This window comes from Quadrisphaera setariae (genome assembly GCF_008041935.1).
Classification (GTDB): Bacteria; Actinomycetota; Actinomycetes; order Actinomycetales; family Quadrisphaeraceae; genus Quadrisphaera; species Quadrisphaera setariae.
In genome coordinates this window covers 130,728-156,884 of record NZ_VKAC01000007.1, presented here as the reverse complement: position 1 = coordinate 156,884, position 26,157 = coordinate 130,728, and the positions used below count along the sequence as shown (strand labels likewise).

The 26,157-nt window shown below is 76.6% G+C and carries 21 protein-coding genes; 11 read left to right on the top strand and 10 right to left on the bottom strand.

The genetic code is table 11. The features are described from left to right. Positions 1 to 22: 22 nt before the first annotated feature. On the bottom strand, positions 23 to 1,243 hold the full coding sequence (locus tag FMM08_RS13045; RefSeq protein ID WP_147926804.1) for a polyprenyl synthetase family protein: 1,221 nt from the start codon (positions 1,241 to 1,243) through the stop codon (positions 23 to 25). 85 nt (positions 1,244 to 1,328) lie between these two features. Between FMM08_RS13045 and FMM08_RS13040 the strand changes: the two genes are divergently transcribed. From FMM08_RS13040 to FMM08_RS13030, 3 genes are all read left to right on the top strand, one after another. After that, entirely contained in the window at positions 1,329 to 2,015 is a 687-nt protein-coding gene (locus FMM08_RS13040; RefSeq protein WP_222710738.1) for a CDP-alcohol phosphatidyltransferase family protein, read from the top strand. 255 nt (positions 2,016 to 2,270) lie between these two features. Beyond that, positions 2,271 to 3,083: a class I SAM-dependent methyltransferase gene (locus FMM08_RS13035; RefSeq protein WP_147926803.1), complete on the top strand. Its 813-nt coding sequence runs from the start codon at positions 2,271 to 2,273 to the stop codon at positions 3,081 to 3,083. A gap of 109 nt (positions 3,084 to 3,192) precedes the next feature. Then, positions 3,193 to 3,813, top strand: coding sequence for a dihydrofolate reductase family protein (locus FMM08_RS13030; RefSeq protein WP_147926802.1), 621 nt, complete (start codon positions 3,193 to 3,195; stop codon positions 3,811 to 3,813). A gap of 13 nt (positions 3,814 to 3,826) precedes the next feature. On the opposite strand, the gene FMM08_RS13025 is transcribed toward FMM08_RS13030, so the two are convergent. The 5 genes from FMM08_RS13025 to FMM08_RS13005 all read right to left on the bottom strand — a co-directional run bounded on the left by FMM08_RS13025 (position 3,827) and on the right by FMM08_RS13005 (position 8,436). Continuing rightward, on the bottom strand, positions 3,827 to 4,030 hold the full coding sequence (locus tag FMM08_RS13025) for a hypothetical protein (RefSeq protein WP_147926801.1): 204 nt from the start codon (positions 4,028 to 4,030) through the stop codon (positions 3,827 to 3,829). A gap of 157 nt (positions 4,031 to 4,187) precedes the next feature. Next, positions 4,188 to 5,702, bottom strand: a complete 1,515-nt coding sequence (locus FMM08_RS13020) for a phytoene desaturase family protein (RefSeq protein WP_147926800.1) — start codon at positions 5,700 to 5,702, stop codon at positions 4,188 to 4,190. A 120-nt stretch (positions 5,703 to 5,822) separates the two neighbouring features. Next, positions 5,823 to 6,944, bottom strand: a complete 1,122-nt coding sequence (locus FMM08_RS13015) for a glycosyltransferase family 2 protein (protein WP_147926799.1) — start codon at positions 6,942 to 6,944, stop codon at positions 5,823 to 5,825. Further along, positions 6,941 to 7,804: a carotenoid biosynthesis protein gene (locus FMM08_RS13010; protein WP_222710737.1), complete on the bottom strand. Its 864-nt coding sequence runs from the start codon at positions 7,802 to 7,804 to the stop codon at positions 6,941 to 6,943. Before FMM08_RS13010 ends, FMM08_RS13015 begins: the two co-directional genes overlap by 4 nt. After that, entirely contained in the window at positions 7,801 to 8,436 is a 636-nt protein-coding gene (locus FMM08_RS13005) for a monooxygenase (RefSeq protein WP_439653564.1), read from the bottom strand. The genes FMM08_RS13010 and FMM08_RS13005 overlap by 4 nt, the downstream gene beginning before the upstream one ends. A 354-nt stretch (positions 8,437 to 8,790) precedes the next feature. Here FMM08_RS13005 and FMM08_RS13000 point away from each other — a divergent pair, with 354 nt between their 5' ends. The 4 genes from FMM08_RS13000 (at position 8,791) to FMM08_RS12985 (ending at position 11,643) form a co-directional block, all read left to right on the top strand. Further along, positions 8,791 to 9,171 (top strand): DUF6504 family protein, encoded by a 381-nt coding sequence (locus FMM08_RS13000; RefSeq protein WP_147926798.1) that lies wholly within the window; start codon positions 8,791 to 8,793, stop codon positions 9,169 to 9,171. Position 9,172: 1 nt separating this feature from the next. Then, positions 9,173 to 9,664 carry an SAV_6107 family HEPN domain-containing protein gene (locus FMM08_RS12995; protein WP_147926797.1) on the top strand — a complete coding sequence of 164 codons (492 nt, stop codon included), beginning with the start codon at positions 9,173 to 9,175 and terminating at the stop codon, positions 9,662 to 9,664. A gap of 186 nt (positions 9,665 to 9,850) precedes the next feature. After that, positions 9,851 to 11,344 carry an MFS transporter gene (locus tag FMM08_RS12990; RefSeq protein ID WP_369431722.1) on the top strand — a complete coding sequence of 498 codons (1,494 nt, stop codon included), beginning with the start codon at positions 9,851 to 9,853 and terminating at the stop codon, positions 11,342 to 11,344. Beyond that, positions 11,341 to 11,643, top strand: coding sequence for a hypothetical protein (locus tag FMM08_RS12985; protein WP_222710736.1), 303 nt, complete (start codon positions 11,341 to 11,343; stop codon positions 11,641 to 11,643). Before FMM08_RS12990 ends, FMM08_RS12985 begins: the two co-directional genes overlap by 4 nt. 522 nt (positions 11,644 to 12,165) lie before the next feature. On the opposite strand, the gene FMM08_RS12980 is transcribed toward FMM08_RS12985, so the two are convergent. Beyond that, positions 12,166 to 13,662, bottom strand: coding sequence for an MFS transporter (locus FMM08_RS12980; protein WP_147926795.1), 1,497 nt, complete (start codon positions 13,660 to 13,662; stop codon positions 12,166 to 12,168). A gap of 243 nt (positions 13,663 to 13,905) precedes the next feature. Here FMM08_RS12980 and FMM08_RS12975 point away from each other — a divergent pair, with 243 nt between their 5' ends. The 3 genes from FMM08_RS12975 (at position 13,906) to FMM08_RS12965 (ending at position 20,350) form a co-directional block, all read left to right on the top strand. Further along, positions 13,906 to 18,294 (top strand): DNA polymerase III subunit alpha, encoded by a 4,389-nt coding sequence (locus FMM08_RS12975; protein WP_147926794.1) that lies wholly within the window; start codon positions 13,906 to 13,908, stop codon positions 18,292 to 18,294. Between the two features lie 145 nt (positions 18,295 to 18,439). Further along, positions 18,440 to 19,744, top strand: coding sequence for a DNA polymerase IV (dinB, locus tag FMM08_RS12970; protein WP_147926793.1), 1,305 nt, complete (start codon positions 18,440 to 18,442; stop codon positions 19,742 to 19,744). A 159-nt stretch (positions 19,745 to 19,903) separates the two neighbouring features. Continuing rightward, the gene (locus tag FMM08_RS12965) at positions 19,904 to 20,350 is read left to right on the top strand and encodes an SCO2097 family morphological protein (protein ID WP_147926792.1); all 447 of its coding nucleotides are present in this window, start codon (positions 19,904 to 19,906) and stop codon (positions 20,348 to 20,350) included. 230 nt (positions 20,351 to 20,580) lie between these two features. Here FMM08_RS12965 and FMM08_RS12960 read toward each other — a convergent pair whose 3' ends face one another. From FMM08_RS12960 to FMM08_RS12950, 3 genes are read right to left on the bottom strand one after another with little or no spacing between them, the layout of a single operon-like run. After that, positions 20,581 to 22,917: a transglutaminase TgpA family protein gene (locus FMM08_RS12960; RefSeq protein WP_147926791.1), complete on the bottom strand. Its 2,337-nt coding sequence runs from the start codon at positions 22,915 to 22,917 to the stop codon at positions 20,581 to 20,583. Beyond that, positions 22,914 to 24,248: a DUF58 domain-containing protein gene (locus tag FMM08_RS12955; RefSeq protein ID WP_147926790.1), complete on the bottom strand. Its 1,335-nt coding sequence runs from the start codon at positions 24,246 to 24,248 to the stop codon at positions 22,914 to 22,916. The genes FMM08_RS12960 and FMM08_RS12955 overlap by 4 nt, the downstream gene beginning before the upstream one ends. A 7-nt stretch (positions 24,249 to 24,255) precedes the next feature. Further along, positions 24,256 to 25,248, bottom strand: a complete 993-nt coding sequence (locus FMM08_RS12950; RefSeq protein ID WP_255472356.1) for an AAA family ATPase — start codon at positions 25,246 to 25,248, stop codon at positions 24,256 to 24,258. Between the two features lie 236 nt (positions 25,249 to 25,484). Between FMM08_RS12950 and mraZ the strand changes: the two genes are divergently transcribed. Further along, positions 25,485 to 25,916, top strand: coding sequence for a division/cell wall cluster transcriptional repressor MraZ (gene mraZ, locus FMM08_RS12945; RefSeq protein ID WP_147926788.1), 432 nt, complete (start codon positions 25,485 to 25,487; stop codon positions 25,914 to 25,916). Positions 25,917 to 26,157 lie beyond the last annotated feature (241 nt).

The following is a 26,157-nucleotide window of genomic DNA, read 5'->3' as shown; positions in this document are numbered from 1 at the left end:
CTGAGGCGGGTGCTGGGGTGGGTCACGCGGCGCGCGCGGTGGCGGCGACGACGAGCGCCTCCAGCGCCTCGCGCGCCTGCGGCGCGACGGGCGCGCCGGCCAGGGCCTCGCGGGCCCGGCGGACGCCGTCCTCGATCATCTCCTCCACGCGCGCCAGCGCGCCGGTGTCCACCATGACGCGGCGCAGCGCGCCCACGCCGTCGGCGTCGAGGTGGGGGTCGCCGAGGTGGCGGTGGAGCAGGTCGGCCTGGGAGGCGCTGGCGGCGCCGAGCGCGCACGCCACGAGCACCGTGCGCTTGCCCTCCCGCAGGTCGTCGCCGGCCGGCTTGCCGGTCTGCGCGGGGTCTCCGAAGACGCCGAGGACGTCGTCGCGGAGCTGGAACGCCTCGCCCAGGGCCAGGCCGTAGGCGCTGTAGGCCTCGCTCAGCTCCTGCGGCGCGCCGCCCAGGGCCGCCCCCACCAGCAGAGGGTGCTCCACGGAGTACTTGGCGCTCTTGAAGCAGATGACCCGCCGGGCCCGCTCCAGCAGGGCGTCGGCCTCGGCGCGGCGCAGCGCCGCCTCGTCGGACCCGGAGCCGCCGTCGTCGTCGCTGTCGCGGCGGGGCGCGGGGGCGGCGCTGCCGCTGCTCCCGCTGCCGCCTCGCACCGCGGCGGCGGCGATGCGCCGCAGCGGCGCGGCCTGCGCCAGCATGTCGAGGTACTGCCCGCCCATGAGCTGGGTGCGCATCCGGTCGAAGACCAGCTCCGCCTGGCGGCGGCGGTCCGCGGCGATGTCAGCGCTGCGGAAGACCTCGTCCGACCAGGCCAGGCACAGGTCCCCGGACAGGATGGCGCCGGCGTCCCCGAACCTGTCGCCGTCTCCGTCCCAGCGGCGCTCGGCGTGCAGGCCCGCGAAGTAGCGGTGCGTGGCGGGCATGCCGCGCCGGGTGTCAGAGGCGTCCATGACGTCGTCGTGGATGAGCGCGGCCGCCTGGAACAGCTCCAGGGCTGTCGCCACCCGGACCACGGCGTCCCCGGCGGACCGGTCGGAGGGGTCCCCTCCAGCGCCGCGCCACCCCCACCAGCAGAACGCCGGGCGCAGCCGCTTGCCGCCCGCCACCAGGCGGGCGACGGCCGCGATGAGGGCGTCGCAGTCGTCGCTGACGTCGGCCAGGACCGCCGCCTGGCCGGCCAGCACGGCGTCCAGCTCGGTCTGGACGCGGGCCCGCAGGTCATCGGCGTCCAGGACGTGGGCGGGACTCACCCGGTGGAGCCTATGCGCGGATCCGCGCGGCGCTCGTCGAGCGACGCCCCGGAGGGACGCGCGTCACGGACGTAGGGTCACGCCCGTGGCTGGCGGGACGCGCGGGGTGACCCGCGAGGAGCACCTGCGGCGCTGGTCCGCCGCCCACGGCGGCACCGCGGCCTCCCCGCTCGTGCGGGTCTGGCTCGACGGCGTCCGCCGCACCGCGTCACCGCTGGCCGCTGCGGGCGTCCCCCCTGCGGCGGTCACGGCGCTGGGGCTCGCCCTGGCCCTCGCCGCGCTCGCACCGGCCGCGGCGCAGGCCGAGCTGGGGGGCCGGTGGGCGCTGGGGGTGCCGGTGCTGCTGGCGGTGGCCGCGCTCGCCGACGGGCTCGACGGCGCCGTGGCGGTGCTCGGGGGCACGGCCTCGCGCGCCGGGGCGGTGCTCGACGCCGCGTGCGACCGGCTCGCCGACGCCGCGGCCCTCGGCGCGCTGTGGCTCCTGGGCGCCCCGGCGCTGCCCGTGCTCGTGGCGCTGGGCGCGGGGCAGCTCCACGAGTACGTGCGCGCCCGCGCCCAGGGGGAGGGCGTGACCGGACCAGGAGCGGTGACCGTCTCCGAGCGGCCCACCCGCGTGCTGGTGGCGGCGATGTTCGCCCTGGGCTGCGGGGTCTACCCGGGGGCGGCGACCACGTGGGCGGCCGCAGGGGCGTGGGTGGGCGCTGCCGCCGCGCTCGTCGGGCTGGTGCAGCTGCTGGTGGCCGTGCGCAGGGAGCTGTCAGCGAGCCGCTGATGCGGCGGAGGCCGGGGCGCCGGCGGGGCCGCGGCGGAGGCTGCGCTGGGGAGGAGCAGGGGTCCGCGGGTCACCCGGCGCTCGATGATCGCAGTGGGGCACCGAGGGGTCCGGCGGCCGGCTTGAGCCCCATGGATGATCTTCCTCCGGCTGCGCCCGCTCCATTTGCCCGCAGGAAGGTGCCGGATCGAAGTGTCGTCTTGACCGGTGAGACAATGGTATCGACATCTGAGACGGTGTGGCAGGGTCTCCCCGGTGAGCGCGTACACGCACGGACACGCCGAGCCGGTCCTGGCCTCCCACCGCTGGCGCACCGCGGAGAACTCCTGCGGGTACCTGCTGCCCGCGCTGCGCCCGGGACAGGACCTGCTCGACCTCGGCTGCGGTCCCGGAACGATCACCGCGGACCTCGCGGCCCGCGTCGCCCCGGGTCGTGTGGTCGGGCTCGACGCCGCCGCCGGCGTCCTCGAGGAGGCCGCGGCCCTCGCCGAGCGCCGCGGGCTCGCTGTGGAGTGGGTGGTGGGTGACGCCTTGGCGCTGCCCTTCGAGGACGCGTCCTTCGACGTCGTCCACGCCCACCAGGTGCTGCAGCACCTGCCCGACGCCGTGGGCGCGCTGCGCGAGGCCGCCCGCGTGCTGCGGCCCGGGGGGCTGCTGGCCGTGCGGGACGTCGACTACGCCGCCACCACCTGGTACCCGGCCGACCCGGGCCTGGACGCCTGGCTGTCGCTGTACCAGCGGGTCGCTCGCGGCAACGGCGGCGAGCCCGACGCCGGACGCCGCCTCCTCGCGTGGGCGCGCGCCGCCGGCCTGGTGGAGCGGTCTCGCGCCGGGGTCACCGCGAGCGCCTCCGCGTGGTGCTACGCCTCCCCCGCGGAGCGCGCGTGGTGGGGGACGTCGTGGGCGGGCCGGGCGACCGCCTCGGCCTTCGCCGAGCAGGCCGTGGCCGCTGGCGAGGCGACCCCGGCGCAGCTGGAGGACGTCGCCGCCGCGTGGCGCCGCTGGGCCGCCGCGGACGACGGGTGGATCGCCCTGCTCCACGGCGAGCTGCTCGTGCGGATGCCCTGAGCCACCCGAGCCGCGTGCAGCGGGAGGCCCCGCTCCGCGCCGATGAGTGGGCGCCCGGGCGCCGGTCCACCCCTCGACAGGCAGCACCACCGACACCCGGGAGCCCGCCGTGGGGACCATCAGCATCGCGCTCTTCGCCACCCTCGACCTGGTGGGCCAGGCCCCCGGCGGCCCCGAGGAGGACCCCTCCGACGGGTTCTCCTTCGGCGGCTGGCAGGCCCCGATCATCGACGAGGTCACCGGTGCGCAGGTCCACGCCGCCTACGAGGGCGTCGACGCCCTCCTGCTGGGACGGCGGACCTACGACGTCTTCGCCGCGTACTGGCCCCACCGCGGCGACGGCCAGGACGGCGGCTTCGCGGAGCTGTTCAACCGCATCCCCAAGCACGTGGCGTCGCGCGGCACGCCCGAGCTGGCGTGGGCGGGCTCTCGGCTGCTCGGCCCGGACCTGCCGGCTGAGGTGCGCGCGCTCCGCGACCGCCACGAGCACGTCAAGGTGGTGGGGAGCCTCGACCTCGTGCAGACCCTGCTGCGCGAGCGCCTCTTCGACGTCGTCGACCTCTGGCTCCACCCGGTGGTGCTGGGCCAGGGCAAGAAGGTGTTCGCCTCCGGGGCCGTGCCCACCGGCCTGGCGCTGCTGCAGCCGCCCGCTGGGAGCCCGAACGGGGTGGTGCACCTGCGCTACGGGCGGCTCGAGGGCCTCCCGGAAACCGGAGACATGACCGCCTGAGCGGTCGGACGCCTCAGCGGGTCCAGGCGGACGCGCCCTCGGCGTGCTCGAACGCCTCCGACGGCGTCGCGTCGTGGTGGCCGCCCGCGCGCTGCAGGTCGCGGACGGGCACCGGCCGCCCGCCGCGCAGCGCGCGCTCCAGCCAGGACGCGGCCACCACCACGGTGGCGCCCAGGCCGACGATGCCAGCGACGTCGAGCAGAGCGGTGGTGTCCACGACGGCCTCTTCCGGTCGGTGGTGCAGGCGGCGGCCCGGGCGGGTCGCTGCGCCACCGTCATCGGCAGCCGGGTGCCGCTCCTGGAGACCGCGGCCGCGGCGAGCACCCGGACGGCCGTCGCCCGAGCCGTCCCCCCGATCCTGCGCCGGGTGCGTCTCAGGCCGTGCCGACCAGCCCCGCCGTGATCGACGCCGACGCCAGCACCAGCGGGATCCCCCCGCCGGGGTGGCTCGAGCCGCCCACCAGCAGCATCCCCGGCAGCGGCGAGCGGTTGGCGGGTCGCAGGAAGGCCGCCCGCGCCCCGTTGCTCGACGAGCCGTAGATCGACCCGCCCACGCTGCCGGTCGCCGCCTCCAGGTCCGCCGGGGTGCGCACCTGCTGCCACAGCACCCGCTCGCGCACGTCCAGCCCGCGGCGCGCCATGACGGCCAGCACGTGGTCGGCGTAGGCCTCTGCGAACCCCGTAACCCGCCAGTCGACGCCGGCGCGCGGGTCGTGCGGGGCGTGGCGCGGGGCGTTGACCAGCACGAACCACGCCTCGGAGTGCTCGTCAGGGCGCAGCGCCGGGTCGTCCGGGGCGCTCACGTAGACCGCCGGCTCCGGGACGGCGCTCGGCCGCCCGCGTCGTCGTCCTGAGCCGAAGACCGCGTCGAACTCGTCGTCGTAGCCCGCGCCGTCCAGGGGCGGGAACAGCACCGTGTGGTGGGCGAGGTCCGGCGTGCGCCCGCGCAGGGCCAGCAGCAGCACGAACCCGCTCAGCGACGGAGCGGTGGCCGCCAGCCCCGCACGGGCCCCGCGGGCGCTCCGGCGTGCCGCTGGCGGGAGCAGGGCCGGGTGGTCGGGCGGGGTGCGCACGCCGTAGAGGGCCGCCGCGTCGGCGTTGACGACGACGACGTCCGCCGACACCCGCCGCCCGTCGGCCAGGCGCACGCCCGCGGCCCGCCCGCCGTCGACGAGCACCTCCACCACGCGCGTCCCCGTGAGGAGGCGGGCGCCGCGCTCGCGGGCCCGGTCGGCGACGGCGTCCACCACCCGGCGCAGCCCGCCGGGGGTGTACCAGGAGCCACCGGTCAGCTCCAGGTGCAGCACCGAGGCCAGCGCCGCGGGTGCGCGGCGCGGGTCGGAGCCGGTGTAGGTGGCCATCCGGTCCACCAGGGCGACGTGCCGGGGGTCGTCGAGGTGGGCCTGCGCCAGGGCGCGCAGGGAGGTGCCGGGCGCGATGGTCGCGACGTCGCGCAGACCGCCGGGACGCGCCGCGAGCGCCGCGAGGGTGCGGGCGCCGTGCAGCGGCCGGCTGAGGAAGGGACCCTCGGTGGCGTCCCAGACGCGGCGAGCGCGGTCGAGGAGGCGGCGCCAACCTGGGCCGAGGTCGTCGTCGAGGTGGAGGCGGCTGCCGTCGGTGAAGCGGTGGTCGGTGGGCGCCACCGGCTGCAGCGCCAGGGTCTCCTCCAGCGGCGCGCCGGTGGCGGCGAAGAGGCGGCGCAGCTGGTCGGGCCAGGTCAGCAGGCTCGGGCCGGTGTCGAAGGCGAACCCCTCGTGCTCGGCCCAGCCGAGCTTGCCGCCGACGGTGTCCGCCTGCTCGCAGACGGTGACGTCGTGGCCGTGCGCGGCCAGGCGCGCCGCCGCAGCGAGCCCGCCCAGGCCCGCGCCCACCACGACCACCCGAGCCACGCCCGCCACGGTAAGCGCCGCTCCCTCCGTTGGCGCAGGGTGGCCCTGGTCCCGTGAGAGTGGACCAGGGCCACCCTGCGCCAACGGAGGAAGGGACCAGAACCACCCAGTGCGACAGCGTCAGGGCAGCGCGCGGCCCTTCCAGGCCAGGCCGCCGCGGCGGCGCAGCCGCCACGACCGCACCACCAGCGAGCACAGCACCGCCACCGAGGCCGGGTGCGCCAGCGCGTCGGGCCACACCCGCCCGCCCGTGCGCCGTGCCGCGACCACCCGCGAGGCGACGCCGGCGCCGTAGCCGAGCAGCCCGGCCCAGCGCCCGGCGCGGCCGCCGACCCCGGTCAGCGCCGCCACCGCCGGAAGCACGAACACCCCGCCCAGCACCGCCACCAGTCCCGCCGCGCCCACCGGCGAGCCCGTGGCCGACCACAGCGACTTGGCGTACCCGTCGCGCAGAGCCGGCCAGCCGTCGTACATGCGGCAGGTCGCCAGGTCCGTGCCGTCAGCGACCCCTCCGCGCCCGCCTGCGGCCTTGACCGCCCGGACCAGGGCGACGTCGTCCAAGACCTCGGACTCCACCGCCGCGAAGCCGCCCGCTCGCTCCAGCGCCGCGGTGTCCAGCGCCATGAGCTGCCCGTTCGCGGCGGACAGCGACGGCCGCGGCGAGCTCTCCGCCAGCCGCAGCGGCAGTGTGGCCAGCCAGCTCCACTGCAGCAGCGGCTGCACCAGCCGCTCGGCGGCGCTCACGGCCTCCTGCCGCGGGTAGGGGCTGACGAGGTCGAGCCGGTGGCGGCGCAGCAGGTCGACGCTGGCCGCCAGGGCGTGCGGCGCCAGGCGCACGTCGGCGTCCAGGCACACCAGCACCGAGCCCGAGGCGACCGCCGCCAGCTGGGCCAGCGCGTGCGGCTTGCCCAGCCAGCCCGGCGGCAGCGGCGCGCCGGTCAGCACCCGCACCCGGGGGTCGCCGCCGGCGGCGCGGGCCGCGGCGGCGGCCGTCCCGTCGGTGGACCCGTCGTCGAGCACGAGCACCTCGAGGTGGGGCACCCCCGTGCTCGCCAGCACCGCCGCCAGCGCCCGTCCCACCTGGTGGGCCTCGTCGCGCACGGGCAGCAGCACGCTGACCCGCTCACCGACCGCGGGCGGGGTGCTCACCGGGCGCCGCAGCAGCGCGGCGTTGACGGCGGTGTGCACGGCGACGACGACGGCCCCCGCGCTGGCCGCCTCGACGAGCCGGACGGCCCTCACGCCCCGGGGGTGCGTCGCCGCAGGTGCGCCAGCGCCGGCAGCGCCACCAGGCCCATGGCCGCGAACACCCACAGCGCCACCCACGGGCGTCCGAAGAAGGCGGCGTTGCCCAGCGCCGACCCCAGCCACGTCCACCCCAGCAGCAGCGCGGGCGCCCCGGCGCCGATCGCCGCGCTCGCGGGGACCCCGGGCCGCACCCGCCGCGGGACGCCGGCGTGCAGCACCGCGTGCACCACCAGCGAGACCAGCAGCCACCCGGCGTAGTTGGTCAGCGGGATGCCGGGGATCCCGGGCAGCGAGGGGTCTGGGTGCGCCCAGGACCAGTGCCCGGCAGCCACCATCTGCGGGTCGAGCGAGAGGTCCCACGCGGTGAGCACCCACGCGGACAGCGGGACCGCCACCCAGTGCGGCACCGGCCCGAAGCGCTTCCGGAGCAGGTCCACCACCGAGCGCCCGGCGAGCATCGTGGGCCAGGCCATCATCAGCCAGGCCGCGGGCACCACCGCGGGCACGCCGAGCACCTGCGGCCCGAGCGTGCCGGCGTAGGCGTACTCGCCGAACGGGAAGCCCGTGCTCACGCCCACCGCCTCCGCCAGCAGTCCCACGCCGCCCGCGCCGAGCGCGAGCACCACCGCGGCCCGCAGCCCGTGCGTGGCGGCGGCGCTCACGAGCGAGGCCGCCGCGAACACGAGGACGCTCACCACGGTGGCCGTGGTGAGCACGTCGCCCGACAGCAGCGGGTGGGCCACCTGGACGACGACGGCGACGGCCGCGAGCACCAGCGCCGCGCGCTGCGCGCCCGCGGCGGCCAGCGGGGTGCGCCGCAGCCCGGCAGCGGTGTCGGAGGGGGCGGCGCTCACAGGGCCACCCCCCGGTGCGTGCCCTCCAGCGACCTCACGGCGAAGCGGGCGAAGAGCTCCTCGGCGTACCAGCGCTCGCGGGCCGTGCGCTCCACCACGTCGCGGTGGGCGGCGCGGCCGTGGGCGAAGTCGCGCAGGGAGGACGCGTCGTCCCAGAGGCTGAACGTGCCCTGCAGCCCGACGGGCGCCTCGCCGATGCCCACGGCCAGGCGCAGTCCGGGCACGGCGTGCAGGTCCGTGGAGACCGGGGGGACGGCGCCCCAGAACGACCGGCCCTTCCCGAGGCGGATGCGGGCCCGGGTGATGCTCGCGACCCCCGGCCCCGAGGTGTCTGCCGACGCGTCTGCTCGGCGCGGCACCGGGTCTCCGAAGGGCTCGCGGCCCGACCAGCGGCCGCGGCTGGCCACGGGCACCATCTCCACCCGCAGGCGCTCGGCGGCCAGGCGGTCCCAGGCGCGCACGGCGGGGGAGCGCTCGAACGCGGTGGCGCCGGCGTCGTCGTCCCAGGTGGTGAGCACGGCCCAGTGGTGCGGGTCGGCGTCGCGCGGGGTGAAGGTGCGCCCGTCGCCGGTGCCGAGCAGCTTCCAGAAGGCGGCACCGCTGGCGCGCAGGTGGCGCCGGTCCAGCGCCATGCGGGCGACGGCGGCGGGCACGGCCGCGGAGGGGACCCGCCACAGGTGGAGCACCGCGCAGGCCGGGACGACGCGCTGGGGGTCCACGGCAGCACCGTAGCCGCGGGGGTGCGCCGGGGGCCCGCCGAGCCCCTCCGCACCGGTTGGCCACCCACTGCTCCCCGTGGCGTCACCGCAGGTGGGGGCGGGTTGTCAGACCCTGGTGGCAGCGTCTCCGGCATGGACAGCGGGTTGACGGGGAGCGAGATCAGCGCTTCACTGCTGCTGTCGAACGGATGTTCGATGTCGGCGGGCGCGGCCTCCGGGGAGGGGAAGCCCCGGGGCCGCGCCGCCAGTGCCTCAGGAGGAGGAGCTGTGAGCCGGTCGTTCGACGAGGTCGTGCACGTCAAGGTGGGCGAGGGCGGCTCGGGGGAGCCGTCGGCGTTCGTCTGGCGCGGTCGCCTCTTCGTGGTGCGCGAGGTCCTCGCCAGCTGGAGCGCGCGCCTGCCGTGGTGGCAGGGCGTCGCCGCCAGGGCCCTGCGCGGGGAGGCGGTCGAGGTGCGCGGCAGCAGCGCGCTCGCCCGTGACCTGGGCGCTCGGGCGGCGGGACCGGCCGCTGACGAGCAGGTGTGGCGCGTCGTCGCCAGCGCCGGCTTCGGCGTGGAGCCCGGCACCTTCGAGCTCGCCTGCGAGCCCGTTGCTGCCGGTGGCGGCGACGGTGGGCCGCGCTGGCGCCTCGTGAGGGTGGTGGACTGACGTGGCCGCCGTCCGACCCCGGCGCTCCGGCCTGGCGAGCCGCACCACCACGCGCACCGGAGGCTCGGCCGTCCCGGTGGCCCGGCCGCCCGCACCCGCTGGTGCCGTCCGCCTGCTGGAGCGCGCCGCCACCGAGCTGTCGCTGGCGGCCTCCTCGCTCGACCCGGCCGAGCGCTTCGTCACCGCCCACCTCGCCGCCCTGCGCGCCGGTGCCGCGGTGGTCGCGGCCCGGCAGCTGGTCGGCGGGCGCCGTCGCGCTCCCGTCAACGTGTGGGAGTCGCTGCTGGCCCTGGCCCCCGAGCTGGAGGACTGGGCGCGCTTCTTCGGCGCGGCCGCAGAGCGCCGGGCCGCGGTCGACAGCGGCCGCGGCCCCGCCGTGGAGGCCGCCGAGGCCGACGCGCACCTGGCCCGGGCCGAGGCCTTCACGGGGCAGGTCGCGGCCCTGCTCGACGTGAGGATCTGGCTCGGCGGGCTCCCGCTCGCCGCCTCCTGAGGCTCCCGGGCGGGGCACCCGCCCGGAAACCCGATGACTCCGGGGCCCGCGAGCGGTCATGGTGGTGTCGTCGTGTCCGAGCGAGCAGGAGAGACCGTGACCACCGCCGACCCGACCCCGCCGTCGAGCTCCGGGGCGTCCTCGGGCCCCGACGCGCGTCTCGACCTGCGCCACGGCACGCAGCGCGTGTTCGCCCACCTGCTGGTGAGCAACGCCGTCGTGTCGGTCATCAACTACACGGTCTGGTTCGCCATCACCTTCTGGGTGTTCCTGGAGACCCGGTCGGTGTTCGCCACCGGGATGATCGCCGGGATCTTCGTGGTGGCCACCGCGGCCACCGGGATCTGGTTCGGCAGCCTCGTCGACAACCACCGCAAGCAAGCGGTCATGCAGGGCTCGGCGGTCGCCTCGGCGGCGGTCTACGCCGCCTGCCTGGGCCTGTACCTGCTGACCCCGCCCGAGGCCTTCCGCGACGTCGCCTCCTGGCAGCTGTGGGTGTTCATCGTGGCGCTGATGCTCGGCGTGGTCGCCGGAGGCCCGCGGGCCATCGCGCTGCCCACGCTCGTGACGCTGCTCGTCCCGGAGGACCGGCGCGACCGCGCCAACGGCCTCGTGGGCACGGTCAGCGGGACCTCCATCCTCGTCACCTCCGTCATCAGCGGCGTGCTCGTCGCCTCCGGCGGGATGCTCCACGTGCTGCTGCTGGCCCTCGTCGTCCTCGTGGTCTCCGTGGTGCACCTCGCGCGGGTCCAGGTGCCGGAACCCGCGCCGGGAGCTGCGCTCGCGGCCGGCGGAGCCGGTGGAGGTGCTGCGGCCGGAGCGGGCGGTGTGGACCTGCGGGGCACCTGGCGGCTGGTGCGCGGCGTGCCCGGCCTCGTGCCGCTCATCGCCTTCAGCTGCTTCAACAACTTCATCGGCGGCGGCTTCATGGCCCTCATGGACGCCTACGGCCTGTCGCTGGTGTCGGTCCAGGTGTGGGGTCTGCTGTGGGGCGGCCTGAGCGCGTTGATGATCGTCGGCGGCCTGCTGGTGGCCCGCCTCGGCCTGGGAAGCCGGCCCGTGCGGCTGCTGCTCCTCGTCAACGTGGCCGCGTGGACCGCCACCATGCTGTTCCCGCTGACCTCCTCGGTGGTCAGCCTGACCGGCGCGATGGCGGTGTTCATGCTGCTCATGCCGTTCGCCGAGGCGGCGGAGCAGACCGTGCTCCAGCGCGTGGTGCCCTACGAGCGCCAGGGGCGCGTGTTCGGCTTCGCGCAGAGCGTCGAGCAGTCGGCGGCACCGCTGACCGCGTTCCTCATGGGTCCGCTGACCCAGTTCGTGGTGGTGCCGTTCATGAGCGGGGACGGTGCCGGCGCCCGGGCCATCGGCAGCTGGTTCGGCACCGGGCAGGCCCGGGCCATCGCGCTGGTCTTCGTCATCACCGGGTTCGTGGGCCTGGTGGTCACGCTCCTGGCCATGCTCAGCCCCCAGTACCGCAGGCTGTCCGCCTCCTACGCCGCCGCGCAGGCCGCGCCGACCTCCGATGTCGTCGGTGGGGCGCAGGCCGGCCCGGTCGAGGCGTCCGTCGGGCTGGCTGCTGGCCTGCCGGCGGACCTGGCGGTCGAGGTGCCGGCCGGGCCGCCTGCTGAGGTCTCCGCCCCCGAGGACTCCGTCGAGACCTCGGGGCGGGCTGGCCGGTGAGCGTGGCCGACGGCCCGGAGGTGGAGCTCAACGGGGTGGCCGTGAACGTGACCATCCCCGAGGACCTCCGCTGGACCGGCGAGCGGCGTGGTGAGGCCCACATCCTCACCAGCCTGACCGTGCGGCTCCTGCCCGACGGGCACCTCGCGGTGAAGGCGTACGGCCGCCCGGTGGCCGGTGGGCGTGGCGGGTACGTCTCGTTCCCCGTGCCGACCGACCGGCCTGAGCTGGCTGCGCTGGTGGACGCCGCAGCCGACCGCGCGGCCTCGCTGTGGGCGGCCCACCGCGGCCTCGCCTGACGGGGGTCACCAGGCCGATCTCGCAGGGCGGAGGTTCGGTGCTGGTGGCGATCAACAGGGTCAGCACTCGACGACCCGGCCGCTGGGCCTCGTCGGAGGTGACGTGCCGTGCGTGCTCGATGACGGGCTGCTGTGTCGAGCGCGCTGCGCCGCACCGGGGTGGCGCAGCGCAGCGCGCTGGTGGCGCGAGGTGTCGGAACTGACTCGTGGTTCCGGCACTTCGCGCCGTGGTTCCGGCACTTCGCGCCGTGGTCACGACACCTCGTGACGGGGGGCGAGCCAGCGCCTGACCGCGGCAGTCCGGGAGTGACCGCGGTCAGGTGCAGATGCGTCGGTCCTGGAGCCTTCGCCGCAGGTGACCTGGGTCAGTTCCGGAACTGACCCAGGTCACGTGCGGCAGCGGTACGGGGCTCGGGCAGCTGCTCGCCTGGCGGACCGGAGGCCGGCCCCGCCGGGTCAGGCCGGCCCCGACGGGTCAGGCCGGCCCCGACCGGTGCCGGCCTTCCGACCGGTCAGACAGCCTCAGCCGGTGGCGCGGGGGCGGGTGCTCACCGCGGACAGGGGCATCGTGACGTCCTCGAGCGACTTGCCCTCGGCGTCCACCGCGAGGAAGGCCGCCACGACACCACCGATGATCATCACGGCGGCGCCGATGAGGTAGCCGATGAACAGCCGGGTGACCGACGGGTCGTCGAGGCTGCCGATGAGCGCGCTGTAGAGCAGGGGAGCGCCGGCGCCGCACAGCTGGGCGATGGCGAAGAAGATGGCGATCGCCTGGGCGCGCACCTCCATGGGGAACAGCTCGCTGGCCGTGAGGTAGCCCGAGCTGGCGCCCGCCGAGGCGAAGAAGAAGATGACCGCCCAGGCGATGGTCTGGGTGACCGCGTTGAGCACGCCCGCGTTGAACAGCACCGCGGTGATGGCCAGGAGGCCCCCCGAGAGCAGGTAGGTCCCGGCGATCATCTTCTTGCGACCCCAGGTGTCGAAGAGGTGGCCGAGCGCGAGCGGGCCGATGAAGTTCCCCAGGGCGAAGCCGATGAGGTAGAGCGGCGTGTTGCTCGCGGCGACGCCGTAGTACGCCGTGAGCACGGTCGTGTACGTGAAGAAGATCGCGTTGTAGAGGAACGACTGCGTGATCATCAGCGTGGCGGCGAGCGTGGCGCGCTGCGGGTAGGTCTTGAACAGGACCCGCGCCAGGGTGATGTAGCCCTGCGCCGGGGCCGGACGGACCTCGATGGCCTTGGAGTCGTCCACGGGGGCCAGCTGCTGGCCGCTGTCCTCCACCTGCCGCTCGATGGCGGCGATGTTCTCCTCCGCCTCCTTCTCGCGGCCGTGCATGAGCAGCCAGCGGGGGCTCTCGGGGAGGTGGCGGCGGAGGAAGATGATGATGATGCCGAGCACGGGGCCGATGAGGAACGCCACGCGCCAGCCCCAGCTCACCGGCATGGTGTCGAGCAGGAGGTAGGTGCCCAGCGTGGCGATGATCGACCCGGCCCAGTAGGTGCCGTTGACGCCGATGTCCACCCGGCCGCGGTAGGGCGCGGGCATCATCTCGTCGATCGCCGAGTTGATCGCGGCGTACTCCCCGCCGATGCCGGCGCCGGCGATGAACCGCGTCAGGTACAGGAAGACCAGTCCGGAGGTCTCCCCGTTCCACGTCAGCGCCGTGAGGGCGTTGCCGCCCAGGTACACGGCCAGCGTCAGCATGAAGAGCTTCTGGCGCCCGAGGGCGTCGGAGATGCGGCCGAAGACCAGGGCTCCCACCACCTCGCCCACGAGGTAGACGGTGGCGATGAGGCCGGTCTCGGTGACCGACATCCCCAGCGCGGCCTTGTCCTGGAGGATCGGGTTGAGCGACCCGGCGATGGTGATCTCGAGCCCGTCGAGGATCCAGGCGGTCCCCAGCGCCATGATCATCCGGGTGTGGAACGGGGCCCACCGCAGGCGGTCGATGCGTGCGGGGATCAGGCTCCTGATCGAGCCCGCGGTGCCCGCTGCGGCGGGACTGGCGGTGGCCATGGTTCTCCTCCTCCGTGCCGCGTCCTCGACGGCGGCGCGACGCTACGCCTGGTTGTCCCTGGCAACCACTCGAAGCCGTCGCTGCACGTCACCCGGGTGGAGCACGTCCTGCGGCGGTCTGCCTGTGGCCGCCCCCGGGCGCCGTGTACTGTCCGTGGAGTCGAACACGAGTTCGATCAGGCCGACCTTCCCCGGCCTGCTGCCCTGCGGAGCACACCGCGGGCCGGCCCGGGGAGGAGCGAGGTGCCGCCGTCACAGCCGCCCGCACGACCGTTCACGCACCTGCACGTCGCCTCTGGCTGGAGCCTGCAGCACGGCACCGACACCCCGGCCGTGCTCGTCGAGCGCGCCGCTGCCGACGGCCAGCGCGCCCTCGCCCTCACCGACCGCGACGGCCTGCGCGGGGCTGTCAAGCACGTGGTCGCGTGCGCCCAGGAGGGTGTCGTCCCGGTCCTGGGGATGGACCTCGCCGTCGAGCCCGGCGACCTGGGTGTGCGCAACTCCCATGATCACGGTGGGGGGCGGGGCAGGACGCCGGTGCGCGGCGGAGCCGCCGTGGACGCGCGGCTGCCCCGCGTCGTCGTCCTCGCCCACGGCAGCAGCACCTCCCTCACCGCGGCAGCGGGCTGGACCCCCGATCCGGGCGACCCGCCGCTCCCGGCCGGAGCGGGCTGGGCCCGCCTGTGCCGGCTCTCCACCGCCGCTCACGCCCGTGGGGAGGCGCCCGGCTCGCTGAGCGCGGTCGGCGGACGGCGCGGCGCCCCGGTGACCACCCTCGAGGAGATCGCCGAGCACGCCGTCGACCCCGCCTCCGGCGCTCCCGCGCTCACCGTGCTGCTCGGGCCCGACAGCGAGGTCGGCCGCGCGCTGCTGGCCCGCCGCCCCGACCGCGCCCGGGCGCTGCTCGCCCGCTGGTACTCCGCGCTGCCGCTGGGGTGCCTGGCCGTGGAGGTGGTCTGCCACCTCGGCGCAGAGGGCACCGCCGCCAGCCTCGGGCACGCCGCGCGCACCCTGGCCCTGGCCCGGGAGGCCGGGGTGCCCGCCGTCCTCACCAACGCCGTGCGCCACGCCGCCCCCGAGGGCGCCGCCACCGCCGACGTGCTCGACGCCGCCCGCCGCCTCGTGCCGCTGTCCAGCCGCCACCTCGACCGGGCCACCGGGCACGGCTGGCTCAAGCCGGCCCAGGCCATGCGCGACCTCGCCGAGCGGGTCGCCACCGCCGCCGGCGCACCCCGCGCCCGCGAGGCCGGCGGCGCCGCGCAGCTGCTGGCCGACACCGAGCGCCTCGCCGCCCGCTGCCACCTCGACCCCCGCGCCGACCTGGGCATCGGTGAGGTCCACCTGCCCGAGCCGCACCTGGTGGCCGGACCCGCCGTGCGCACCGTCGAGGACGCCGCCGCCGTGCTGCGCGTCCGCTGCGAGGCCGCCGTCCACACCCGCTACCCGGGCGCCTCCCTGGCGCAGCTGCAGCGCGTGCGCCAGCGCATGGACGAGGAGCTGGGCGTCATCGGCGCCCTCGGCTTCCCCACGTACTTCCTCACCGTGGCCGAGGTCTGCGACCTCACGCGCCGGCTCGGGGTGCGCGTGGCCGCCCGCGGGTCCGGCGCCGGCAGCCTCGTCAACCACCTGCTCGGCATCTCCGGGGTCGACCCCATCGCCCACGGCCTGCTCATGGAGCGCTTCCTCACCACCGCCCGCGCGGAGCTGCCCGACATCGACGTCGACGTCGAGTCCGCCCGCCGCACCGAGGTCTACGACGCGGTGCTGGCCCGCTTCGGGGCCGACCGGGTGGCCGCCGTCGCCATGACCGACACCTACCGGGTCCGGCACGCCGTCCGCGACGTCGGCGCGGCCCTCGGCATGCCCCCGGGGGAGGTCGACGCCATCGCCAAGGCCTTCCCGCACCTGCGCGCCCGCGACGTGCGCCACGCCCTGCGCGACCTGCCGGAGCTGCGCGCCTCCGGCCTGGCCGACCCCCGCCTCGACCTGCTCTACGACCTCGTGGAGAGCCTCGACGGGCTGCCCCGCCACACCGCGCTGCACCCGTGCGGGGTGCTCCTCTCGGACGCCTCGCTGCTGGACCGGACGCCGGTGCAGCCGTCCGCCACGAGCTTCCCCATGAGCTCCTTCGACAAGGACGACGTCGAGGTGATGGGCCTGCTCAAGCTCGACGTGCTCGGCATCCGCATGCAGTCGGCGTTCGCGCACGCCACGGCCGAGGTGGAGCGCACCACGGGCGAGCGCATCGACCTCGACGCCCTGCCCCTGGACGACGAGGACGCCTTCCGCCTCGTCCGCTCCACCCGCACCCTGGGCTGCTTCCAGATCGAGTCGCCCGGGCAGCGCGAGCTGGTGGGCAAGTTCGCCCCGCAGGACTTCGCCGACCTCGTCATCGACATCTCCCTGTTCCGCCCCGGACCGGTGAAGTCCGACATGGTCACCCCCTTCCTCATGGCCCGGCAGGGCTGGCGGGCGCCCGACCACCTGCACCCCCGCCTGCGGACGGCGCTGGAGCAGACCTGCGGGGTGGTGGTCTTCCACGAGCAGGTGCTCGAGATCGTCGCCGAGACCGCCGGGGTGAGCCTCACCCAGGCCGACGAGGTCCGCCGGGCGCTGGGCACCCGCGACGGGCAGGCCGAGGTGGAGACCTGGTGGCGTCCCCGCGCGCTCGCGGCGGGGTTCGCCCCGGCCGACGTGCAGCGGATCTGGGAGGTGCTGGCCGCCTTCGCCTCCTTCGGGTTCTGCAAGGCCCACGCGGCGGCGTTCGCGCTGCCCACGTACCAGTCGGCGTGGTTCAAGGCCCACTGGCCGGCGCACTTCCTCGCCGGGGTGCTCACCCACGACCCGGGCATGTACCCCAAGCGCCTCATCCTCGACGACGCCCGCACGATGGGCGTCGCGGTGCTCCCGCTCGACGTCAACGCCTCCACCGGCGAGTACCGCGTGGAGCCGGTGGCGCCCTGGGACCAGCCGCCGCCCGCGGTGCTGCAGCAGTTCCCGGCCGGCCCAGGTCGGGACGACGACGAGAGGCCGCGGCAGGCGCCCGTGCAACCGCCGCGCTGGGGCGAGCGGGAGGCGTCGGAGCGGTACGGCCCGTTCGCCAGCCGCTACCGCCTGGACGCCGCCGTGCCGGACGGGCGCGACTGGGGCATCCGGCTGTCGCTGGCCGAGGTCAAGGGCATCAGCGACGCCGAGGTCGCGCGCATCGTCGCTGGTCAGCCGTACCACTCCCTCGCCGACCTGTGGAACCGCGCGCGCCCGTCGCGCCCGGTGCTGGAGCGGCTCGTGCTCACCGGTGCGCTCGACTCCGTCTACGGGCTGGGGCTCACCGCCCCCGTGCGCCGCCGCGGCGTGGTGACGCGGCGCGACCTGCTGCTGCAGGTCGCCGACCTCGACCGGCACACCCGTGCGCTCGATCGCGGCGCTGCCCGCGCCCGCCCCTCGTCGTCGTCCCGATCTCCCCGCCCCTCTCCCCGCGACGACCAAGGTCCCCCGCAAGCGGGAGGTGCCCCCAGTCCTGCACGTGGTGAGGACGTGCAGCTCGCGCTCGACCTCGGTGACGCCCCCGGCGACGTCGAGCCGTCGGGCCTGCCGGAGATGACCCCGGCCGAGCAGGTGCGCACCGAGCTGGAGGTGCTCGGCCTGGACGCCAGCCACCACGTGGTCTCCGCCTACGGGCCGATGCTGGACGCGCTCGGCGTGGTCCGCTCCAGTGCGCTGCGCGAGCAGCAGTCGAGGTCGGAGCTGCTGGTGGCGGGCGTGAAGGTGGCCACGCAGACCCCGCCCATCCGCTCTGGGCGGCGCGTGGTGTTCCTCACCCTGGACGACTCCACCGGCCCGGTGGACGCCACCTTCTTCGAGGACGCGCAGGGGCCCTACGCCTCCACGGTCTTCGGGTCGTGGCTGCTCGTGGTGCGCGGCGAGCTGCGGCGCACCGGTCCTCGCGGGGTGTCGCTGCGCGCCACGGGCGCGTGGGCCATGCCGGCGCTGTGGCGGGTGTGGTCCGAGCACGGCGTGGACGGGGTGCGCCGCGTCATGGCCGGGCAACCCGCCGCTGGCTACGGCTCGGCCGCGGTGGCCGGGGCGGCGGCGTCCCGGTCGAGCCGGCCGGTCGTGGCGCCCTCGCGGGTCATCGGGCAGGGCCGCGACGACGGCGCGGTGCCCGGCCTCGACGCCGGCCGCTCCGGGCCCGGCCAGCGCGACGAGCGCTACGCGGGAGCCGGTGCGCGGGAGGCCGCGGCCCAGGAGGAGGCCGCGCTGCTGGCGGCGCAGGAGGCCGCGGCGGCGAGCGGGCTGCCCGTGGGGGACCGGCCCGGTGCCGGTCGCACCGCCGACGACGCCGCGCGCCGCGCCGGCGGCATGGTCCCCCGCAAGCGGGAGGTGCCCCCAGGGGCCTCGCCGCGGCGGGTGTTCGTGCACGCCAGCGGCTTCCTGCTCTCGCCCTACGCCGACGTCGCCCCGCCCGGCAGCGACACCCGCAACACGCGGGTCTCCGCGGCCGGTGCGGCCCGTGGCGACGGCGCCGGGGCCCCCGAGCGCTCGGCCGACGACGCCCTCGAGGACCTGCTCGAGACCGAGCGCGGCGCACCGCGCAAGCTGTGGCACTCCAGCTCCGGGAGCGCCGGGTGGTGACCGCCGTCCGTCCCGACGCTGCCGGGCACCCTCGTCGTCGCCCTCCTTCCCCCGCACTTGCCGCGGAAAGTGCGCCAAGGACCCCTCTCCTTCTCGCACTTGCCGCGGAAAGTGCGAGAAGGGGAGCGGGCGGGGGTGGGGGAGCGTGAGCCGCCGCCAGCTCGACAGGGCCGGGCTCGACCCGGCGGTGGCCGCCTCCGTAGCCGGCCTGCGCGAGCACACCCCCGGTGACGCGAGCGACGGCTGCACCGTGCTCCACGTCGACATGGACGCCTTCTACGCCTCCGTCTCCCTGCTCGAGCGCCCGGACCTGCGCGGGAAGCCCGTCATCGTCGGTGGCGGCTCCAGCCGCGGCGTCGTGCTGTCGGCCACCTACGAGGCGCGCCGCTCCGGCGTCCACTCGGCGATGTCCATGAGCCGCGCCCGGCGGATGTGCCCCGACGCCGTGGTGCTCCCGCCCGACCCCGACCGGTACGCCGCCGTCTCGGCCGCCGTCGTCGCCCTGTTCACCTCGGTGACCCCGGTGGTGGAGCAGCTGGGCATGGACGAGGCCTTCCTCGACGTCTCCGGCGCGGTGCGCCGCTCCGGTACCCCGTTGGAGATCGCCACCGAGCTGCGCGACAGGGTCGCCGACGAGCAGGGCATCACCTGCTCGGTGGGCCTGGCGACGACCAAGGCCGTCGCCAAGCTCGCCTCCGGGCGGGCCAAGCCCGACGGCGCGCTCGTGGTCCCGGCCGACCAGGTGGTCCCGTTCCTCCACCCGCTGCCCACCAGCGCCCTGTGGGGCGTGGGGGAGAAGACCGAGCAGGCCCTCGCACGCCTGGGCCTGCACACCGTGGGGCAGGTGGCGCACACGCGCCTCGCCACGCTGCGCCGCGCCCTCGGCGACGCCCTCGGCACCTCCCTGCACGAGCTCGCCTGGGGCCGCGACCCCCGCCCGGTGGTGCCCAGCGCCGCCGTCGCCGAGCGCAGCACGGGCGCGCAGGAGACCTTCGCCGTGGACGTCGACGACCCCGAGGTGGTGCTCCGCGAGGTGCTCCGCATGTCCGAGCGGGTGGCGCGGCACCTGCGCCGCGACGGGCACGTGGGCCGCACGGTGGTGCTCGTGGTGCGCTTCGCCGACTTCACCACCGTCACGCGCTCGCGGACGCTGCGCGAGGCGACCGACTCCGGGCGCGACGTCTACGCCGCCGCGGCGGCCCTGTGGACGGCGATGGGGCTGCAGCGGGCCCGCATCCGGCTGGTGGGGGTGCGGGTGGAGGGTCTGGTGGACGCCGACCGGGTGCCGCGGCAGCTGCGCCTGGACGAGCCGGAGCGGGGCTGGCGCGAGGCCGACCGCGCCGTGGACGCCGCGGTGAGGCGCTTCGGCAGCGGTGTGGTGGCGCCGGCCTCCCTGCTCGTGCCCCGCCCCGGCGCGCAGGGCCGCCACCCGGGAGGCGCAGCTCCGTGACGACCCGCCCACAGTGGTGCCTGTGGTGACAGTGGTGCTGGTGGGACGGTGAATGCGGTGTTGCGCACAGGTTGCGCCCACGGTGGTGGATCGGCTTTCCCCACCCCTGGACGGCGCCTATCCTGGGCACTCCGCCAGTGTTGACCGCAGGAGGTCGCAGTGCCGCTGTCTGAGCACGAGCAGCGTCTGCTGGAGCAGATGGAGCAGCAGCTGCTCTCCGACGACCCCCGGTTCGCCTCGACCATGCGCGGTCCCCGCCGCCAGGGTGGGGGCAAGCGCAGCGTGGTCGTCGGCGTGGGTGTCGCCGTCGCAGGTCTTGCGGCGCTCGTGGCCACCTTGTTCCTCATCCCGCTCTCCCAGCGCGGCTGGGTGTACGGCCTCGGCGGTCTGGCCTTCCTCATCATGCTCGGGGGCATCCTCTACGCCGTCTCCGGAGCCGGTGGCCGCGCGGAGAGCGGTCCGGTCGGCGTGGTCGGCGCTGATGGCCGACCCGCACCGCGCCCGCAGGCCGGGCACCAGCGCTCCCCGAAGGCCCGCCGCCAGGGCACCTTCATGCAGCGCCTCGAGCAGCGGTGGGACCGCCGCCGCGACGACCGCTGGGGCTGAGCCCCACCCGCCCTGCCCCTACGGCAGGGCTCATGACGACGACGAGAGGCCCGTCCCCGCGAAGGGGACGGGCCTCTCGTCGTCACCCGGGCCTGGACCGGCACTCGAGCGGGAGAGTGCCGTGGGGGTGGGCCTGGACCGGCACTCGAGCGGGAGAGTGCCGTGGGGGGTGGGCCTGGACCGGCACTCGAGCGGGCGAGTGCGGATCGGCCGACCACCGCGCCGATGGGTCAGCGGCGGCCCAGCAGCGACCGACCCCAGCGGCGCAGGTGCGCGACCCCTGACGGCGGCAGCAGCCGCCACCGCCAGGTGGCCGAGCTGGGGCGCTGGGCCACCACCGCTCCCACCACCTCGCGGACGTCCTCGGCCAGGGCCGTACCGCCGCGCCGCGCCGCCCCAGCACCGCCACCGCCGCCGGCTCCGTAGCGGGCGCCCTCGACCGCGCCCACCAGGCGCGCCACGGCCGGGGCCTGAGAGCTCGGGCCGTCCTCGTGACGCAGGCCCTCCTCGAGCCGGGCGCCCACCTGCCGTGGTGTCTGGGAGGGCGGCAGCACCACGCCCAGGTCGCCGATCTGCTCGACGAGGTCGGCCCAGGCCGCTTCGGCGCGCGCCGCGTCGGTCTCGGCGCGGCTCCAGCGCCGCCGTCGCACGAGAGACCGGGTGGCCAGAGGCGCCGCGAGCGCGCCGAGCACCACGGCCAGCAGCACGAGCAGTCCCGACCACGGCACCTGCGCCTGCTCCTGCGCGCCGGCAGCGGTCGCGGTCGACGTGCTCGGCGCCGCGGAGGCGGTGGTGGAGGAGCTGGAGGGTGCTGCCGTCGAGCTGGCCCCGTCGGTAGGGGCCGTCGGCGTCAGGGGAGCGACCGGTGCCTGCGTCCACGACGGGGCGGTACCGGTGCGGGCGCTCGGGGTGGGCTCGAAGCGCACCCAGCCGGCCCCTTCGAAGTACAGCTCGGGCCAGGCGTGCGCGTCCTGCAGCGTGACCTGCCAGGAGCCGTCGCCGAGGGAGGAGCCGGGCAGGAAGCCCACGGCGACGCGCGCGGGGATGCCCAGCGTGCGCGCCATCACGGCCATGGCGGAGGCGTAGTGCACGCAGTAGCCGGTCTTGTCGGTGAGGAAGTCGACGAGGGCGTTGGCGGTGCGAGGCTCCGGTGCGTCGAGGGAGTAGGTGAAGCCGCCGGTGCTGCGGAACCACTCCTGCAGCGCGCTGGCCTGGAGGAACTTGTTGGTCTCACCGGCCACCACGTCGCGGGCTGTCTGCGCCAGCTGCGGCGGCAGGTCCTCGGGGAGCCTGGTGTAGCGATCGGTGACGGCGGCGGGCGGGTCTGCCGCGTCGCGCAGCTGCTCTGGCGTGGGGGCCACCGACGCCTGCACCACCCGGTAGCGCTGGTCCTGCTGCGTGACGGTGCGGCCCTGCGCGCGGATGTTGAGGGTGCTCGTGTCCACCACCCAGTCGCCGTCGACCTGCACCCGGGTGGCCGGGTACGGCGTCGGCAGCCACTGCTGGCGCAGGGCCTGCACCGTGAAGTCGTAGGTGACGTCGGTGCGGGGGGTGCTGTCGGCCAGCCCCGGCGGGGCGGGCATCCCGTCGCGCAGCGCGCGGGTCTGCGCGGGGTCGATCTGGGTGGGGCTCCACACCTCACCGGTGAAGTCGTCGACGGTGACGATGCGCAGCGGCGTGGGGGACGTGGCGGACGTGCGGTAGCGCAGCACCTCGGCGGTGCCCTGGCTCTGCAGGTCCGAGCGCAGGTCCAGCAGGGGGTTCACGGAGTTGGCCGCGGCACCGCCGATGCCCTGCCCGTTGCCGCCCACGAGCACCACCGAGGTGGTGCCGGGCACCAGCGGCGGCACCACCACGGCCGCGACGAGGGCCACCGCCACCACGGCGACGGCACCCGCGGCCCCGGTCAGGTTCCTCCCCGACACGCCGCCACCCCCGCCGCGGGCGGCCGCTCCTGCAGCGGCGGGGCGGCGCTGCTGCACGCGGCGCCCCCACGCGGCGGCGCGGGAGCCGGCGTCGGCGGACACGAGCAGCAGCCACCCGGCCACCGCGAGGGCGAACCACCCCCAGGACACCCCTCCGGGGGCGAACACCACGGCCACCGCGTGCACCGCGAGCAGCACCGGCCCGGTGAGGGCGGGGGAGCGCAGCACCACCGCCACCACGTCGACGACGACGGCGACGGCGCCCGCGCCCGCGGTGACCAGCAGCCGCAGGCCCGGCTCGGCGGTGACGGGCGCGGCCTGGGAGTGCACCGTCTCGCGGCCCTCCAGCACCAGCGCCCACAGCGCCCGCAGGGCCTCGGGCCCCGGCAGGAGCCCGAGCACGGCCTGCCCGGGCACGAAGAGCACGCAGAGCACCACGAGCAGCGCCGCGGGCTGGGCCACCGCCCCGACCCACGAGGGCAGGCGCAGCGCGGAGGCCGCGGCCCCGGTGGCGGCGACCACCGCGACGGCGAGCGCCGCCTGCACGTACCAGGCGGCGCCCTGCACCACGAGGTGAAGGCCGGCGGTGGTGGCCAGCACGGCCACGGCCGCGGTCAGGCGCAGGCGACCCGTCGAGCTCATGGCGCTCCTCCTCCGGCGGCTCCCGCCGCGGCGACCCCCGCGGCGACGGGTTCCCGGGCGCGCTGCCACGCGTCGGCCAGCGGCTCGCCCTCGGACAGGTCCAGCACGGCCCAGCCCGCTCGCAGCAGCGCCTCGACGGCGCCCGGCGCGGGGGCCTGGCCCAGCACGGCCAGCGCGGCGGCGCGGCGGCGCACCCCGGCGACCCCCGCCCCCTGGGCCCCGGCCAGCAGCTCGGCGTCGGCGCGGGAGAGCCGCCCGGCCACCACGGCGAGCACGCCCTCGCGGGCGTCGGACTCCCCGCGCCGGCCGAGCGCGGCCGCCAGGGCGGCGGCCAGCGAGGCCTCGTCGCCGAGGTCGACCAGCGCCAGCTGCTCCAGCAGCCCCTCGCGCCCGGCGGCCCGTGAACCGGCCGCCCCCGCCGCGGTGGCCGGGGGGCCCAGCTCGAGGTGCACCGCGGCGCCCGCGTCGTGCAGGGAGGTGGCGAGGGACGCCGCGGCGGAGACCGCGCGCTCGAAGGCGTCGGCGTCGGCGAAGGCCCCGGGGCGCCGGTCGAGCACCACCGCACCGCGGCGCTGCCGGGGCTGCTCGTCCTGGCGGACCATGAGCTCGCCCCGCCGGGCGGTGGAGCGCCAGTGCACGCGGCGCACGTCGTCGCCGGGCCGGTACTCGCGGGTGCTCATGCCGCGCTCGCCGGAGGCGGCGCCGACCCCTCCGCCGGCGTCGTCACCGCCGCGGCCGCTGAGCAGGGACGCGGCGCCGGGCACCTCGACGGTGGCGGGCAGCGCGAGCACGTCGTCCCGCCCGCCGGAGCGCGCGGGAAGCTCGCACAGGCCCAGCGGGTCGGTGACGCGCACCCGCAGCGGGCCGAGGCGGTGGTGGCCGCGGCGCGGCGGGACCGCCGAGTAGGCCACGGCCGCCCGGCCTCCGGGAGGCAGCGGGTCCACGGTGAAGCGGGGGGCGCGCGGCCAGCCGGCGGGAAGGTGGTCCTGCGCGAGCAGCACCGGGGTGGCCACCCGGCCGGGGTTGCGCAGGTCGAGCCTGACCCGGCAGGGCTGGCCGACCACGGCTCGCGAGGGCGTGGTGGAGCGGCGCACGCCCAGGCCGGTGCTGGCCAGCGCGGCGAGGCCGAGGGAGACCAGCGGCAGCAGCAGCACCAGCAGGGCGACGCGCAGCAGCGCCTGCTGGCCCTGCCACACCCCGGCGGCCCCCAGGGCGACCCCGACCACCAGGAGCGCGCGGCCGCGACGGGTCAGGCCGAGGGAGCGGACCCACCGCGCGGCGCGACCGGTCCGGCCGGCCCGGACCGGCCCGTCGACCGCTGGCCCCGCCACGGCGGGTTCAGGCCCTGGCCGCGCTGGGGACGGGGACCCGCTGGAGCAGGTCCACGAGGACGTCCTCGGCGGTGCGCCGCACGGCCGAGGCCTCCGGGGAGAGCACGAGGCGGTGGGCCAGCACGGGCACGGCGAGCGACTGCACGTCGTCGGGGAGCACGTGGTCGCGCCCGTCGAGCACGGCCACCGCCCGGGAGGCCCGCAGGAGGTGCAGGCTCGCTCGGGGGGAGGCGCCGAGGGAGACCGCCGGGTGGGTGCGCGTGGCGGTGACGAGGTCGAGCAGGTACTGCTGCACCGCGGGGGCGGCGTGGACGGAGGCGGTCACGGCGATGGCGCGGCGCAGCTCGCCGGGGTCGCTGACGGGCTCGAGGTCGGTGAGGGGGTCGCGCGCGCCGTGCGACCCGAGCATCGCCAGCTCGCTGGCCATGCTCGGGTACCCCATGGACACGCGCGCCATGAACCTGTCGCGCTGGGCCTCGGGGAGCGGGTAGGTCCCCTCCATCTCGGCGGGGTTCTGCGTGGCCACCACCATGAACGGCCGGGCGAGGGTGTGGGTGGTGCCGTCCACCGTGACCTGCCGCTCGCCCATGCACTCGAGCAGCGCCGACTGCGTCTTGGGGGAGGCGCGGTTGATCTCGTCGCCGACGACGACGTGCGCGAACACGGGTCCGGGCTGGAACTCGAAGCGGCGGCTCTCGGCGTCGTAGACGCTGACGCCGGTCAGGTCGCTGGGGAGCAGGTCCGGGGTGAACTGGACCCGCCGGACCGTCACGCCGGTGGCGCGGGCCAGGGCCTTGGCCAGCATCGTCTTGCCGACGCCGGGCACGTCCTCCACCAGGAGGTGGCCCTCGGCGAGCAGCACGACGAGGGCGGTGCGGACGACGTCGTCCTTGCCCTCGACGACCGTCTCGACCGCTCCACGGATGCGGCCCAGGACGTCTCGGACGTCCGCGATGCCCTCTTCGGCACCGCGAGCGCCCCACGGGAGGGGGATCGACACGGTCGAACGGTACGTCACAGCCCTGACCACCGCAGTCCGTCGCTGATCACGGCCAGCGCGGCCGTCCCGACGACACCGCTGGGCGGTCGGCGGAGGTGCGCCTGAGGCGCTCCGGAGGCGCCGCGCGGTGGACGCGGAGTGGAGCGAGCGGCCGCGTCGGTGGAGCGGAGTGGAGTAACGTGGAGCCATGCGGAGCGGGGGACGGCCACGCTCCCGAGCGGGGGAGGTGCCGGCCCGTGTTCGTCGGCACGCACACCCCCCGGCTGGACGACAAGGGGCGCCTGCTCGTGCCCTCGCGCTACCGCGAGGCGCTCACCGGGGGCTTCTACCTGACCCGTGGTCAGGGGCCGTGCCTGCACGCCTATCCCCGGGCCGACTTCGAGCGGCGCTACGCGGAGCTGAGGGCGGCCACCGCCACCAACCCCGCTGTGCGGGAGTACCTGCGGGTGATGCTGGCCGGCGCCTCCGAGGAGGAGCTGGACAAGCAGGGCCGCTTCACGGTGCCGCCCGTGCTGCGAGCCTTCGCGGGCCTGGACCGCGAGGTGGCCGTGGTGGGCGCCGGCGAGCGGCTGGAGGTCTGGGACGAGGCCTCCTGGCGCGAGCGGTTCGCGCAGGCGGAGGCCGGCTACGACCTCGTCACCCTCGACGACCTGCCGGGGCTGCTGTGAGCGCCCCGTGAGCCGCCGCTGAGCCGCGGGCGGACCTCCGCACGGCCAGGCCTCCAGCCGCTCCTCGCGTCCTGACGCACCTTCCCCGGTGTCAGGCCGCGCGGGCCACTTCCCCGGCCCGTCGGGAGCGGATGGGGACCTGGCCGTGCGGCGTGCCGGGCGGGATGTCCGCGTGACGGCCTCCTGGCGTGCACGATGGGTGGGGCGCTGCCTGACTCGTCACTTGAGTCACAATCGTCCC

Excerpts from the sequence above, each read along its gene's own strand:
- FMM08_RS12980 (WP_147926795.1), bottom strand. The coding sequence starts at position 13,662 with ATGGCCACCGCCAGTCCCGCCGCAGCGGGCACCGCGGGCTCGATCAGG.
- FMM08_RS13005 (WP_439653564.1), bottom strand. The coding sequence starts at position 8,436 with ATGGCGCTGGACCGGCGCCACCTGCGCGCCAGCGGTGCCGCCTTCTGG.
- FMM08_RS12960 (WP_147926791.1), bottom strand. The coding sequence starts at position 22,917 with ATGAGCTCGACGGGTCGCCTGCGCCTGACCGCGGCCGTGGCCGTGCTG.